Annotated in this window: 10 protein-coding genes and 2 pseudogenes; 11 read left to right on the plus strand and 1 reads right to left on the minus strand. The window is 49.9% G+C overall.

Annotation, left to right across the window (positions count from 1 at the left end; all coding sequences use genetic code 11):
* The first annotated feature begins 1308 nt into the window (after nucleotides 1–1308).
* The 10 genes and pseudogenes from ACEVJK_RS05300 to ACEVJK_RS05345 form a co-directional block, all read left to right on the plus strand.
* Nucleotides 1309–1503: a hypothetical protein gene (locus tag ACEVJK_RS05300; protein WP_374740144.1), complete on the plus strand. Its 195-nt coding sequence runs from the start codon at nucleotides 1309–1311 to the stop codon at nucleotides 1501–1503.
* A gap of 2150 nt (nucleotides 1504–3653) precedes the next feature.
* On the plus strand, nucleotides 3654–4700 hold the full coding sequence (locus ACEVJK_RS05305) for an Ldh family oxidoreductase (protein ID WP_374740146.1): 1047 nt from the start codon (nucleotides 3654–3656) through the stop codon (nucleotides 4698–4700).
* Between the two features lie 57 nt (nucleotides 4701–4757).
* Nucleotides 4758–5780: a tripartite tricarboxylate transporter substrate binding protein gene (locus ACEVJK_RS05310; RefSeq protein ID WP_374740148.1), complete on the plus strand. Its 1023-nt coding sequence runs from the start codon at nucleotides 4758–4760 to the stop codon at nucleotides 5778–5780.
* A 162-nt stretch (nucleotides 5781–5942) separates the two neighbouring features.
* Nucleotides 5943–6404 carry a tripartite tricarboxylate transporter TctB family protein gene (locus ACEVJK_RS05315; protein ID WP_374740150.1) on the plus strand — a complete coding sequence of 154 codons (462 nt, stop codon included), beginning with the start codon at nucleotides 5943–5945 and terminating at the stop codon, nucleotides 6402–6404.
* Nucleotides 6405–6423: 19 nt separating this feature from the next.
* Complete coding sequence (locus tag ACEVJK_RS05320; RefSeq protein ID WP_374740151.1) at nucleotides 6424–7959, plus strand: tripartite tricarboxylate transporter permease; 1536 nt, start codon at nucleotides 6424–6426, stop codon at nucleotides 7957–7959.
* Nucleotides 7960–7982: 23 nt separating this feature from the next.
* The gene (locus ACEVJK_RS05325; RefSeq protein WP_374740152.1) at nucleotides 7983–8942 is read left to right on the plus strand and encodes a hydroxyacid dehydrogenase; all 960 of its coding nucleotides are present in this window, start codon (nucleotides 7983–7985) and stop codon (nucleotides 8940–8942) included.
* A gap of 13 nt (nucleotides 8943–8955) precedes the next feature.
* Nucleotides 8956–9948, plus strand: coding sequence for a 4-hydroxy-2-oxovalerate aldolase (locus tag ACEVJK_RS05330; protein ID WP_374740153.1), 993 nt, complete (start codon nucleotides 8956–8958; stop codon nucleotides 9946–9948).
* A 64-nt stretch (nucleotides 9949–10012) separates the two neighbouring features.
* The gene (locus ACEVJK_RS05335) at nucleotides 10013–10804 is read left to right on the plus strand and encodes an aldolase/citrate lyase family protein (protein ID WP_374740154.1); all 792 of its coding nucleotides are present in this window, start codon (nucleotides 10013–10015) and stop codon (nucleotides 10802–10804) included.
* 94 nt (nucleotides 10805–10898) lie between these two features.
* On the plus strand, nucleotides 10899–11579 hold the full coding sequence (locus tag ACEVJK_RS05340) for a GntR family transcriptional regulator (RefSeq protein ID WP_374740155.1): 681 nt from the start codon (nucleotides 10899–10901) through the stop codon (nucleotides 11577–11579).
* Between the two features lie 306 nt (nucleotides 11580–11885).
* Nucleotides 11886–12668, plus strand: a pseudogene (locus ACEVJK_RS05345) (transposase); the annotation flags it as partial.
* A gap of 856 nt (nucleotides 12669–13524) precedes the next feature.
* On the opposite strand, the gene ACEVJK_RS05350 reads toward ACEVJK_RS05345, so the two are convergent.
* Nucleotides 13525–13752: a type II toxin-antitoxin system RelB/DinJ family antitoxin gene (locus ACEVJK_RS05350; protein ID WP_374740263.1), complete on the minus strand. Its 228-nt coding sequence runs from the start codon at nucleotides 13750–13752 to the stop codon at nucleotides 13525–13527.
* Nucleotides 13753–13778: 26 nt separating this feature from the next.
* Here ACEVJK_RS05350 and ACEVJK_RS05355 point away from each other — a divergent pair.
* Nucleotides 13779–13992 (plus strand): annotated as a pseudogene (locus ACEVJK_RS05355) (type II toxin-antitoxin system YafQ family toxin).
* Nucleotides 13993–14167 lie beyond the last annotated feature (175 nt).

Here is a 14167-nt window from a genome sequence, read left to right on the forward strand (position 1 = left end):
CATTTGATGGCGCTGGGGCCTTTTCGGAGAGCAAGGGATGGGTACTTCTGCATAACCTAGGCATGGGCGTGGCCTTAATAACCCCGGAGGAAGGTGTGAGACTCCCAAAGGCGCAAAGGGAGTTTCTGTTTGGCTACTTCACCGGCCGGGGCAAGGATGATCTTGTCCGGAAGTATTTGGAGGATGATTGATACGCCGATGGTAAAGGGAGTAATGTGTGACCGCTGCGGCCGTACCAGTCTTCAGAATTGGACGAAGGGGAAGCGGACACTATGCCCAACCTGTGTTGGAGCGACTCGGCCAGGAACTATACAGAAATCTGTTAATGAGTGATACTGCCCGTCATGTAAAAAGTGGATGAAGCTTGGGGAGGCCAGAGTTTGCAGAAAATGTGGAGAGGAGCAGGTTCCGTTTTGAAGAACAGGATCACGGTGCGCCACGGGATGCTCGGGAATCTAAGGGCATACCTGACGCAGAGCGGTTGGAAATTGGAGCCGCCGGTAGGGCGGTATGAAGTGATGCGGGCACGGCGGTAAGGCTATCTACGTCCCCTTATCATCCATGATCGGACATCTGTCGGCTACGGATACAGCATTGATGAGAGAGATATGAAGGTGTATGGCAAAGAAGCAACCAGCGCCGGGGACTTGACCCTAATTGGCCGAGCAGCGAGGAGGAACTTGAAGAACGAAGCGCAATGTGGAGAGGGGAGCGGATAGAGTGGATTGGAAACTACATTGGGAAATGTTCTGAGGGCGAGATGAAGAAGATTGGCCGTTGTATCTAGGCCTCGCTCGGACTTCAGGCCGACAAAGCAGAGAACCCGAACCCAAACTATGCTCCTCCAATGGGCAACCGACAGGAGGAAGCCGAAGAAGTCACCGCCCTCCGGGTAGAGAGATACACACCGAAAAATGTACGAAATGGTCGTAGAAAAGCTCGAAGATGCGGCGATAATTGCGGGGAGGGGGGCGTTAAAAACGGAGAATGAATATGACATCTACTGCCCATTTGATGCGGAGAAGCAAAAAGCCAAGTACATTACTACCTAGAGGTGTTGATTCAGACGGATGGGACTGTTGCATATACCGTTCCGTCACACCAGGAGAAAGACATCGCTTTAGCCTGCTAGAAGCATGGTCTATCCCGGAATAAGCTCGTGGCGATGTGTCCAAGAGAAAGTTACTTTGATTACATGGTCTGGCGAGATTGCGGTGTGGACCAACGGGTGCGAGGCTCCAGCGATCAGATCGCCGGTCTGAAAAAGTTCAAGATTATGGGCCTATAGTATCGAACGGAGGTGTATCAATGACATCAAAGGAAGCCATCATCGCTGGTCTGAAAGCAACAGGGACTACTCAAGCTGAGACTGTCACCCGGCTTGGCTGGTCGGCACAGCAACTGAGCGGCAGGTCTATACGAAACTCTATGAGGGCTGATGAATTCCTCGACTTTATGGATGCCATCGGGATTGATGTGGCCTGCACCGTAAGAGAGAGGTGAAGGCCTTGAAGACCCATATCGCTGGTGTCGTCCGCCGTATCCGTGCCATGGTGGACATGGTGAAGTATGACACTGAAGTGCCAGTGCCCTTGCAAACAACTTCTACGCCGACGGTGTAAACGAATACACCGATGGAAAGGCTATGGAGCTATATTATGTAGACAATGAAGGACGATACTTCTTTACTGAGTATACGAATTGGGAAGGCATGAAGGATCGGATCACGATGGTATCCGCTAGGGATGCGGCCGTTTTCATCAACAAGTATGGGACTGACCTCCACCGTGGATCGAAGGCTGCCGAAGAAAGCGATCAGAACTGAATATGATTTGCTGAACTCCCCCTTGCTGTAGCCAAGAGGGAGATTTGCTTTTCTATAAGCTCTCCATTCTGCACAAAAAAAAGAAAACACGTCTTTACAAAATTGTTCTTATGGGCATTTTAGAAACTCCAGATACACTTATACCCTTGGACGGGAAAACCGCCACAACTGATTTAACAGCTTTCTACGGCTTATTATAAATGAATATGAATATTTTGAAAAAATTAAAAAATTATAAAGATCTTATATCGACTTTACCAGATAGTAATGTATAGTTAAGTTACGGTAAATAAATTGCAGATGGCCGGAAGGTAGCCGGAGCAATAGTTCTGGAAAGCCTCCGTCCCACATAGAAGGGATAGCAAAAATGCTTTACAGTGAGTTTTTGAACGGCACCGAGGCGGTAGACAATGAAGCTACCTATGCAGAGAGTACAAGAGAGTGGAAGAAATCTACATGGCAGCCGATACGATGACCAAAGAAGATGCGTAGCAGATGGCTCAGGTCGAAACCATCAAGCAGCAGGGGACAGGCAGAAGAAAGCCCGCAAGGAAGGGATGAAGCGGGTGAACGAAAACCTCTAGGATGCAGCGGCCTACATCAGGGCGATGGCCGACAAGCTGTACCAGTGGCAAGACGGGGATTACTACTTCACATCTGAGTACGGAAATGAATTTGAGCTTCGGTTCGTTCACAGTGTTGGCTCGATGATCCTGTATGAGCTATTCGCAAACTGAAAACCTGTAGACCTAGACTCGGAGATCCAGTCCCGTACAGCTCCTTGTGGCTCCAAGAAAGGGACACGCCCAGTTTGGATGATGGACACAATCAGAAATAAAAGGGGAAGTATGGAAATGGCCACAGGTAGGCGAGCGATTTTCTCCCAGAAATAGTCGCGGAAAAACCTGGCTTGAGAGAAAGAAGACCGCCGAAGAAACGTAGCAATGTCATTCCATTTCTGAAGATAGCAATGGCTAAAAAGGCAATTTTAATTTCCAGATTTTGGAGGATATCCCATCCGACAAAAAATTAGTAGAGCTTTTCCATGATCCATACCGGCCCGGTAAATCATCCATGCCCCAGCTTGGCTTGGAGGTACTGAAACTGTGTCTGGAAGGGTTGAATTTGGTCCATACTGCGGAAAAATTACATATTTCTTGTAGCCGGGTAGAGCATTGGTCTTTGAAAACTATGAGTATGCACACCAGAAAAAGACCAGATGACATAGAAATTGATATTCCGTCGATACGAAAGCTCCTGAACATACAACCATTTAACTTTACAGGCGATTACTCAAAGGTGCCCTAGCAATGAGGCAACAACAAGACCGATTTTAGAGGGTGTCTACGAATTTAGTAGATGCCTCCAAGTTTTTTCTATTATTTAGTACCTTCTGAATTTCTTAGGGACTATATTAGTAGACGTTTGGAGGTATGGTCTCTGGCTTTGCAACTTGAAACAAAATAGGTATTTCTTCATCGAGAAAATTGGAAATTCAATTTCTATTGATGAACACCCTAAGTGCCCCTTAAACACCTGCTTAGGGGACGGTAATAATGAAAAATTCTTAGAACCGACAAAGAATAGTTTAGATTATGTTTGTGTATTGATGCAGCAATATAGCTAAAATAAACAGAAAAAAACTAGAATATTAAACGAAAATGTAAAAAGCATCTTTACAAAAGAGGTTAGCAGTGTCATAATTAACATACAATGCATCATGCATTATACAACGGAGCGACTAAATTCATGTGTCCAATGGTGTTTGAAGATCGCTCATTGGGAGGAAAAGAGGACGCACGGGCGCAACGTAGGAGGTATATGAAAGATGAGCGGACATGTGGTGGATTGGCAGGCATTGACAGCGTACTGCAACAAGCTGATGCAGACACAGAATGTGCCAGAGGATGAAGCTGAACTGATTGCTGATCACTTGGTTGAGGCAGAGCTATACGGCGTCCTCTCCCACGGTGTGAGCCGGACCAGCATTTATTTAAAGCGCCTGAAAGAAGGTGTGGTCAATCCAAGGTGGAGCCACCAGGTCGAGCAGGAATATGCGGCCACCGTACAGTGGAATGCCTGCAACTCCATGGGAATGGTCACCGGTGTGAAGGCGATGGAACGGTGTATGGAAAAGGCACGGGAGAGCGGTTGCTGCTTTATTGCCGTTAATCACTCCAATCACTTCGGCATGGCAGGCTACTATGCCAGAATGGCTGCTGAACAGGGCATGATTGGTGTCTGCGGCACCAATGCTCCTCCCAATATCGCCCCCTGGGGCAGCTACAAAGCTTATGTGGGAACAAACCCGCTGGCAATTGCCGCGCCACGGCACGGAGATCCTGTGCTCTTAGATATGGCCCCCAGTGTAGTGGCCATGGGAAAGGTAATTTTGGCGGCCAAGCTAGGCAAGAGCATTCCCGAGGGCTGGGCCATCACTGCCGACGGCCGTCCCACCACCGACCCGAATCGGGGCATGAAAGGAACCGTCCTCCCCATCGGTGGCCCCAAGGGCTACGGCTTGTCGCTCTTTATGGATATCCTGTGCGGATTGTTAAGCGGCGCTCAATTCGGTCCCTATCTAGGCAATATGTGGAACGATTTTGTCAATCCTCAAAATGTGGGGCACATTTTCTTTGCCGCTGACATCAGCAAGTTTACCGACTTGGAAACCTTCAAAGACCGGTTGGAAAAAATGGAGGCGGACATTAAGGCATTGCCCAAAAATCCTGGTGTGGATCAGATTTTCCTGCCCGGTGAGGTAGAGCTTGGCCGGAAAGAGATTGCATTGAAAAACGGCATCCAGCTTTCTGATGTGGTATATGACGAGTTGGTGGAGTTGGGGCGCACATATGGTGTGAAGCCTTCTATTTAAACCTGTACCCCTTGGTGTAGAAAACACCTCAAATATGATCAGAGAAGGAGAATTATTATGAAAAGGATTGTAGCATTAGCACTTGCACTTGCAATGGCCCTTTCCCTGACCGCATGCGGCAAGGAAAGCAACTCCAGCGGTAATGCAGGCAGTACCGCTGGCGGCGGCGAAGTGTCTTATCCCAACGGGAAGACCATTACCATGATTTGTCCCTGGTCGGCCGGCGGCGGCAGTGACAATGGTGTGCGTCTACTGGTGCCCTACTTGGAGAAGGAATTGGACACTACCATCACCGTGATTAACCCCACCGGCGGCAGCGGATGGGTTGGCTGGGAGCAGATGCTTCATGCGGATGCGGATGGTATGATGATCTCTTTGGTAAACTGGCCCACCCTGTTGCCCGGCTATCTGGATCCCTCCTATGGCCGCGAGTACACTCTGGATGACTTCCAGCTGATTGCCAACGCAGTTACCGATGACTGCGTGATCGCTATCAATAAGGATGAGACCCGCTACACCACCGCAGAGGAATTCTTTGAGTACGCTAAAACCCACGAGGTTACCTTCGGTACCACCGGCAACGGAACGGATGACCATATCCTGATGTGTATGTTGAACGACGCTCTGGGCACCAACCTGGTTCAGGTGGCCAGCTCCGGCTGGGCGGACAACAATGCCGCCATTCAGGGTGGACACATTGATGCTACTGCTGCCAACGTTGGCGAGGTTATGACCCTGGCCAATGACGGTGAGCTGATTGTTCTGTGTGTCTTTGCCGAGGAAGAGAATGAACTGCTTTTCGGTGTTCCCACTTTCGATTCCCTCGGCCTGTGTGACACTAGCATTGTGAACTCCAGCCAGCGCGGTTATGCTGTTAAGGACGGCACGGATCCTGCCATCCTGGAGATCCTGGATACTGCTTTTGAAAACGCCATCAATAACCCGGAGTACATTGCCGAGATGGAAAAGCTGGGTTTGAAGACCGATTACATTGCTGCTGATGACTATACTGCCCTCATTAAGGAGCAGGAGCAGACTCTGATTGGTATGTCCGACATTATGGGCTGGGAGACCACCTGATTCCAGACAAGTCTTCTTTGTAGGTATGGCATGAAAATGGACACGGCGCGCCTCCGCTTTCGGGGTACATATGAAGGCGCGCCGTCCCTGTCTTTTGGGAACATAGTTGCTACATAAGTGCATTTTTCGGGAAAGCCCTGGGGGGCGAGAGGAGGTCAAGTGATGAAGAAACGCTGTGCCATTGTGCGTGAAGTGTGGCTTGGACTTGGTTTGGTGCTGTTTTCTGCCTTTTTCCTGCAGCAGTGCAGCACGTTAAATCAGAATGCGGCCCAGTATCCCAGAATTATTTTGACAGTGCTGCTGGTCCTTTCGGCAGCTTTGCTGATTCAGGGTCTTTACTATACGTTTAATCCGGAACGGTACGATAAGCGGTACGGACAGAGCAATAAATCCATTCGCTGGAGTGTAGTGACCCATCCCTTGTTTGTGTTTGGAGCCACGGTAATTTATTTGATTTTATTTGATTTTATCAACTTTTTTGTCGCTACCGCAATTTTTATTCCTTTAATTATGTGGATTTTTGGGGAGAGAAAGATTTTGCGCATGCTGCTTACTGTGGTAGGACTGGAGCTGTTTGTCTACCTGCTGTTTGTGCAGCTGCTCAACGTATATTTCCCCATGTGAGAGGGGAGGAGGTTGAACTATGATAGCTGAAGTATTGACACATCTGTTTACGCTGCAAACCCTGATGGCCTTATTTGTTGGCGTGGTAGGCGGCATTGTCATTGGCGCTTTGCCTGGCCTGGGGGCAACCATGGGTATTGCCATTTTAATTCCTGTGACCTATACCATGGAACCTGTGCCAGCACTCGTCATGCTCACCGCCATCTACACCTCTGCCATTTATGGAGGATCTATCACCGCCATTCTGCTGCACACGCCCGGCACTCCTGCGTCTGCCGCAACCGCTATGGACGGCTACAAGCTGACCCTGCGCGGCGAGGGCCTGCGAGCCATCGGTATGTCCACTGTAGGCTCCATGATCGGCGGTACCATCAGCGGTGTTATGCTGCTGCTCATCTCTCCGCCCTTGGCCCGATTCTCTCTGCGGTTCAACGCTCCGGAGTATTTTCTCCTTGCCATCTTCGGCCTGTCTATTATTGGTACACTGTCAGCCAACAATTTGCTGAAAGGCATTATTTCCGGTGTGCTTGGCCTGTGTCTGGCATTGGTAGGCTATGATGTTGTCTATGGAACCCCCCGTTTTGATTACGGTATTACCGCTTTGCAAAGCGGTATCCAGACTGTACCTGCTCTGATTGGCTTGTTCTCCCTGTCCCAGGTAATGATTCAGGCAGAGAACATAGGCGCCAAGGAAAACAAAGTATTGGAAACGGCAGAACTAAAAGGACGATTTCTGCCCAGCGCTCAGGAAATGGTGATGCTGATCCCCAATTTCTTCCGCTCTGCGTTGCTGGGCCTGATTGTGGGTATTCTCCCTGGTGCCGGCGGCGACATCGGCTCCTGGGTGGGCTATAACGAGGCGAAACGCTTCTCTAAGCATAAGGAAGAATTTGGAAACGGTTCTATTGAGGGTATTTGTGCCTCTGAGACTGCAAACAACGCAGTAACAGGCGGTGCACTAATTCCTTTGATCACCCTGGGTATTCCGGGTAGCTCCGCCGCTGCCGTTCTGCTGGGCGGTCTGATGATCCATGGACTGACTCCCGGCTCTGCCCTGTTTACCGATCAGGCAGATATTACTTACTCCATTATTATTGGCTTTATCATTGCCAATATTGCCATGGGCCTTGTGGGTATGCTTGCCTCTCGGTATGTTGTCAATGTGGTTAAAGTTCCCTATGCAATTCTGGCACCTGTTATTGTGGTGCTGTCCGTGGTGGGTGCCTATGCCATTAACATCAGCTTTGTGGACTGCTGTGTTATGCTGGCCTTTGGCTTTGTAGGCTACTATATGCGGAAGTTTGACTTCCCCACTGCTCCTGTTGTACTGGGCCTGATCCTGGGCGATATGGCAGAGCAAGGCTTGCTCCGCTCGATCATTATGTCCAAGGATACCAATCTGTTGGTGTACTACTTGAGTCGGCCCATCTGTGTGGTGCTCCTGGCCATGATTATTTTGGCTGTGTTTGCGCCTGTACTGATGAATGCATTGTCGAAAAAGATGAATAAGCCTGATGTGGCTTCGACGGGTGCAGATGCCAACAGCGACGACTGACGGCGGGGAGGAATTGTTTGCATATGAAACATCAAATCTTAGTGCCGGAAGTGGTGGCAGAATCAGGTCTTAATCTTTTACAGGAACATGGTCTTCAGATCAAACAAACAAGCAGTATCCGCAAGGAGGATTTGATCGCAGATTTGAAGGACTGCGATGGAGTCATCATGCGGGTAGCCAGACTGGATGCCGATGTATTGTCGGCCAACCCCCAACTGAAGGTGATTGGGAAGCACGGAGTTGGAGTGGACAGCATTGATCTGGACTACTGCCGTACCCACGGGATTGTGGTGGTGAACACTCCTCACGCTAACAGCCTGTCCGTGGCCGAGCATGCCATCACCCTGATGCTCGCCTGTGCCAAACAGATCAACTATAAATCCGCCTGCTACCGCAGCGAGGATTATGGCGTTAAGGACCGGATGCTGGGTAATGAAGTCACCGGCAAGGTGCTGGGCCTGATTGGCTTTGGAAATATTGGCTCCCGGGTGGCCTCCATCGCCACGGGCGGCTTTGGCATGTCGGTTGTGGCCTATGATCCCTTCCTCCCCCAGGGAAAGCGGGAGGATGGTGTACTGGTGGTGCATGACATCCGGGAAGTGTATGAGCAGGCGGACTTTATCAGCATACATACCCCTGCCACCAAGGAAACGATCAAATCGGTTGGTGCCCAGCAGTTTGCTTGGATGAAGCCTACCGCTTACCTCATTAACACCTCCAGAGGGGCAGTCGTAGATGAGCAGGCGCTAATTCAGGCCCTGCAGGAGGGACAACTGGCCGGAGCGGGCCTGGATGTGAGTGATTCGGAACCCGCCCGGGGCGACAATCCGCTTCATAGCATGGACAATGTGATTATGACACCACACTGTGCAGGTGCCACGTATGATTCTATGGATCACATGTCTAAAGATGTAGCTAGAGGTCTCATTGAAGTGTTCAACGGACAGAAACCCACATGGCCTGTAGTGTGGCCGGAACAATAAGGAGTGTTTAATTATGATGGTAATGGATTGCACCCTGCGCGACGGGGCAAATGTAGTTGGCAAGGGCTTTGACGCCCGTCTGACCAAAATGATGATCGAGGGTATGATTTCAGCTGGAATTACTACCATTGAGATGGGCAACTGCCTCGGATTGGGCGCCTATGAGGCAGATAAATCCATTGCGCCCTGCACCGATGTGGAGTATCTGGAGCTGATTCAGCCCTATCTTCCCAAGGCCGAAATCGGTATGTTCATGGGCTATAAAAACGCTACCCAGGCCAACATGGATCTGGCGGTCAAGTACGGCCTGAAGTTTTTGCGCATTGGAGCTAATGCCAGCGACGGAGCAGGCGCCTGTGATGGTGTCCGCCGGGTCAAGGCGGCAGGCCTGAAATGCCGTTATTCCATGATGAAGGCTTACGTTCTTTTCCCTGAGCAGCTGGCAGAGGAAGCCAAAATGCTGGCAGACTGCGGCTTGGATGAGATCACCATCATGGACTCTGCCGGCACCATGATGCCCCATCAGGTCACCGAATACACCAAGGCGTTAACAAAGGCGGTGGATATCCCCGTGGCCTTCCACGGCCACAACAACCTGGGCTTGTCCGTTGCCAACGCCATTGCTGCCGCCGAGGCAGGCGCTACGGTATTTGACACCGGTCTTCTGGGCATGGCTCGCAGCGCCGGAAACTGCGCCACCGAGTTGCTAGTTGCCACCTTCCAGCGTCTGGGCTGGCTGAAGGAAATTGACCTGTACGGGCTGCTGGACTTCCTGGACAAGAATTTGATTCCTGCCATGGAGGAGCACAACTACCATGTTGCGGTGAAGCCCTATGACCTGATTCTGGGTCTGTCCGGCTGTCACTCCAGCTTCACCAAGCGCTTCCAGGACATCGCCAAGGAGTACAACGTACCTCTGTATCCTCTGGTTGTAGAGACTTCCAAGCTGGATCAGAAGGCGCCCAGCGAAGAGCTGATCCGTCAGGTGGCGGCAAAACTGAAGTAACACACACCAGTCCCCTCATCCCGTATGCACGGAGGAGGGGACATTTAGAAAGGAGAGAGTCCGAATGATCCGGGAAAATCTGCTGCGAAAGAAGCTGGAGTCCGGCGAGCCCACGGTGGCCACCCGAATCTGGAGCACCAATCCCTTTATTACCGAGACCATTGGAAACAGTGAAAACTTTGACTACATCGAATTTGCGGCGGAGTACGCGCCCTTCAGCCAGGTGGACCTGGAAAATATCTGTCGGGCTGCAGAGCTCTACAATATGGCCACTCTCATTAAAGTGGACTTTCAGAACCGGGGCTACGTGGCCCAGAAAGCCATGGCGGCAGGCTTTCAGGCCATCATGTTTACCGACCACGAGACACCCGAGCAGGTTCGGGAGAGCATCCGTCTGACCACGCCTGCTACGCCGGACTGCAAGGGACTGTACGGCTATCCCATGCGGCGTTTTATTGGCGGCCAGTCCCACGTCCCCCCCATGACCCATGCCCAGCGGGTAAAGCAGGTGGTGCGCTGCTTTATGATCGAAAAGGTGGCCGCCATGGAAAATCTGGAGGAAATCTGCTCCATTCCCGGGGTGGATATGGTGCAGTTCGGCTCCGGAGACTGGGGGATGAATCAGGGCTTTGACCGTACGGATCGTCCCGAGGAATGTAAAGCAGCTGAACGGGAGATGATTGCCTGCGCCTTACGCCACGGTGTGCGCCCACGCTGCGAAATCACCTCACCCGAGGCGGCAGAGTACTACAAGTCTTTAGGAGTCAAGGATTTCTGCCTCAATGATGAAATGGCCGCACTGCGGCGATTCTGGTTCCAGGACGGTGAAAAGCTTCGAAAATTGGTGAAAGACTGAGGTTGGCGGCGGTATTCCTCTTGCAATAAAATGGAAAACATATTATAATACAAGCAGAAAGAAATTTATACCAACCGGACTGTTGAGGTGGATTATGGCAACAAATTTAACCATAGCGAGAAATACCATCGTGCGGAGCACCAGTGATTTTGTCTATAATTCTGTGCGGCAGTCCATTTTGACTCATGAGTTTCCCGCAGGGAGCCGTCTGGTGGAGGCAAAAACTTCCAAGGAGCTGAACGTCAGTATTACCCCCGTGCGGGAGGCTTTTGCCCGACTGGCTAATCAGGGCCTGCTGACGGTGTTTCCCTATAAAGGAACCTATGTGACAATTATCACCAAGCAGTACTTGGAGGATGTATATTTTCTGCGCCGTCACCTGGAAGTGATGGCGGCAGAAAAGAGCTTCCCAAAGCTGACCGACCAAGACATCCAGTATTATGAGGAGCTGTTCGCCAGCGCGGACGAGGCCTATGACCGGCAGGATCTATATGAGTCCATCCGGAGTGATGTACTGTTCCATGAGCGTCTGTTTACCCTCAGCGGCAGTGCACTTCTGATGGATACTTGGCATATCATCAAGTATCGGATTGAAAATCTTCAGTCCTATACCAAGCCTGTGATGAATGCCCGGTTCAGCGTACGGCATGGAGCCATGCTGGAGGCCATTCGGAACAAGGACCAGGCAAGATATGTAGCGGCATTCCTGGAGCACCTAAACACAAACCAAGATGTGGTAGATTTTCCGGACGAGGCGGATATAAAGTACAATTGATTGATGTAAAAAGGAGGCCGGTGCAAAAATATGCCGACCTCATATTACAATAAATTTGGACAGAAAATTCGGGCAACCGGTCCGGCTTTCTTTGTGTCTTGTGCTTAAGGAGTAACTGGCTGACTACGGCCTCCTTGGACATCTATGTCTGTGCGAAAGACTGTTAGCCATCATCTTGTTGTGGCATTCGGTTTAAGTAGGTTAAACCACCGGATATCGGGGAGTTGGCATCACATAATAGATTGAATCGGCAACAAGAAAAGATGGATTCCGGTTGCGGATTCTCGGTATTGGAGGAATTGGAGAATGAACTGCGTTGGCATTGATGTTTTCCAAGAAAAAAGTATGATCGCCGTCATGCGACCTTTCAGAGAGTTGGTGATCTCGCCCTCTGAAGTATAGCACATCTCCAGTGAACTGAGCGAGTTTGAAAACTTGCTCAAAAGTCTGAACGGCAAAACCCGTGTGGTCATGGAATCTGCGAGCAATTGCCCATGCACCAGTGGCTTCGCTGTTCCATAATGCAGGGCTTTACGTCTCCGCAGTTAATGAGTGCATGGGAACAATAGTTTGAGACGAGCCAAAACAGACAAGAAGGATACTGCATTCCTGGAGGTCAAACGCTTGTTCAATAGTTCTCCTCGTACTGCCGGAAGTGAGAAAAGGGTTGATTTTCTCTCGGCCTTCTGACATTGCGCAGTGCATTTCAGCATTGTCCCTGAAAATTTTTTCTGCCAAATATATGAAGTGATACAGAAAATATGGGTGCTATTTCAGTTAGGAGAAGGCACTGGCGCTTCATTCCAAAGCATAAGGTTATATTGACGTTATACTCTGAAATACGAAATAGGACGACCATGCTCTTGATACAACAGGCAATTGTGCAACTTAAGGCCGTTGGCCGTGCTCAAACAGGAGATGCAGTCTCTGACCGCTTTTTTGCTCGAATATCCGGTAGTTATGGAAATCTTCGTCGTTGGTTCTGTGCTGAATCTGCAACTCGTGTTTGATATTGGTGAGGTGCGTCGTCGGTTCTACCCTCTAAGAAAGCCCTTTGCAGGTATTGATGCCCCTCCTGGTCAATCCGGCTAAATGGAGACATTCACAGCTGTGAGGCATCTCTAAGTGCGGTTCCACTGCTCTGCGTAGAGCTTTGTTCCTCATGATGACCTCTGCTAATAAGTTTCTGGGTCTCTACTACGCCTCGGTAACCGCTTATCTAAACTGATTGCATACGGAATTAATGTTCGGCTGACCGCCATTTCAATTTTTAATTGCTCAGGGGTCCGGTTTTACAGGACCTTTTTCTCTAAATTTAAAATCTTGAATAGAAAAGTTGAAGGCGCTCATACTTGGATTTTACATCATGCTGAATTGCGGAGATATGATCTCAACCATCGACCAAGGACTTGTATTCTCCATCCAAGAGGCTACATTGGCCGCTGGAGTTTCCAAATATAATATGGAAGAATTAATGCTCACCACAGTCTATGATAACACATCACCGTATAGAAACTTTACTCCTAGGGATAGCCTATATATTTTGGGGCCCTGTCTAGATGGAGGTTGGGGGAGGGTGGAATTAATTGTGAGGAGTATTGGGGCGGTAATAACCAGACTTTGACGATATACCAAAAAGATGTAGGTGCGGGAAGCACAAGGGCGAATGAGCGCATCTGCTTTTCCGATGTTGAAGGATCGCTTTGTCGAGATGTTTGTTCATGGCCTCTTTACTTCCTTTCGATGAGACACCCATACACCGGAGTAAAGGGCTTCTAAAATATGATGATGAAGGGTGGGGGGGAGTTTTACGGTCCCGTGTGGGCATCCGCTCATGCACTCCATGGAGCAGCTTTACCTCGACTTTGAGGTTATACCGGAGGGGCAGGGGAGGATGGACCGGGGGACCTACGCATTCTATGCCCTATGGGATGAAATACTTACCTCAAGCATCCTCAACGACCTCCTTCAGCGCATCCCCGAAGTTACTATACCGCTTATATAATTCGAGGGGTTCTCTCATATCTTGGAACTCCCGCAAGGCTTCCTGGGTTTCCGCATTCGGAACATTCAGGGTAACATTGAATGGAATGCCCTTATGCCGAATGGTTTGCCGCAGGAACATTCCTACCGCCGTTGAAAGGTCAAGCCCGAGTTCGCTGAGAATCGGCATCACCTTTTGCCCGATTGCCAATATAGCTGGCTGCAAGGCGCGGATGGAACTTTGAGTTTCTGGATGAAATTGTTAATAAGCTCGCAAGGCGGGAGCCGCTTCCAGAGAAGAACAAGGATTATGCTCTATCGGGAGACTAGAGAATGCCACATTGCTTCTGACTAGCTGCTTGTTTATCGGACCAAGGGCAAAGACCTTTTATATCTGATGCGGACTGGAACGCACAGTGATTTGTTTTGAGAGGAATTGCAAAAGGCGTGGCAGAAAATCTGTCACGCCTTATTGTATTCCGAAAACCCCCGGCTATGCCGGGGAGTTCCGTAAAAGCTTTAGCGGAGAGTATGCAATAAAAACTCCCTTTGCTATACTTGAAGTGCGGTGTGGCAACTGCACCAAAGAAGCAAAGGGAGGTCAT

The sequence above is a fragment of the Flintibacter sp. P01028 genome (assembly GCF_041925235.1).
Lineage (GTDB): Bacteria > Bacillota > Clostridia > Oscillospirales > Oscillospiraceae > Lawsonibacter > Lawsonibacter aceti.

What these genes read in the sequence shown, in the direction of transcription:
- ACEVJK_RS05300 (WP_374740144.1), top strand. Translation starts at nt 1,309, where the DNA reads ATGACATCAAAGGAAGCCATCATCGCTGGTCTGAAAGCAACAGGGACT.
- ACEVJK_RS05305 (WP_374740146.1), top strand. Translation starts at nt 3,654, where the DNA reads ATGAGCGGACATGTGGTGGATTGGCAGGCATTGACAGCGTACTGCAAC.
- ACEVJK_RS05310 (WP_374740148.1), top strand. Translation starts at nt 4,758, where the DNA reads ATGAAAAGGATTGTAGCATTAGCACTTGCACTTGCAATGGCCCTTTCC.
- ACEVJK_RS05315 (WP_374740150.1), top strand. Translation starts at nt 5,943, where the DNA reads ATGAAGAAACGCTGTGCCATTGTGCGTGAAGTGTGGCTTGGACTTGGT.
- ACEVJK_RS05320 (WP_374740151.1), top strand. Translation starts at nt 6,424, where the DNA reads ATGATAGCTGAAGTATTGACACATCTGTTTACGCTGCAAACCCTGATG.
- ACEVJK_RS05325 (WP_374740152.1), top strand. Translation starts at nt 7,983, where the DNA reads ATGAAACATCAAATCTTAGTGCCGGAAGTGGTGGCAGAATCAGGTCTT.
- ACEVJK_RS05330 (WP_374740153.1), top strand. Translation starts at nt 8,956, where the DNA reads ATGATGGTAATGGATTGCACCCTGCGCGACGGGGCAAATGTAGTTGGC.
- ACEVJK_RS05335 (WP_374740154.1), top strand. Translation starts at nt 10,013, where the DNA reads ATGATCCGGGAAAATCTGCTGCGAAAGAAGCTGGAGTCCGGCGAGCCC.
- ACEVJK_RS05340 (WP_374740155.1), top strand. Translation starts at nt 10,899, where the DNA reads ATGGCAACAAATTTAACCATAGCGAGAAATACCATCGTGCGGAGCACC.
- ACEVJK_RS05350 (WP_374740263.1), bottom strand. Translation starts at nt 13,752, where the DNA reads ATGCCGATTCTCAGCGAACTCGGGCTTGACCTTTCAACGGCGGTAGGA.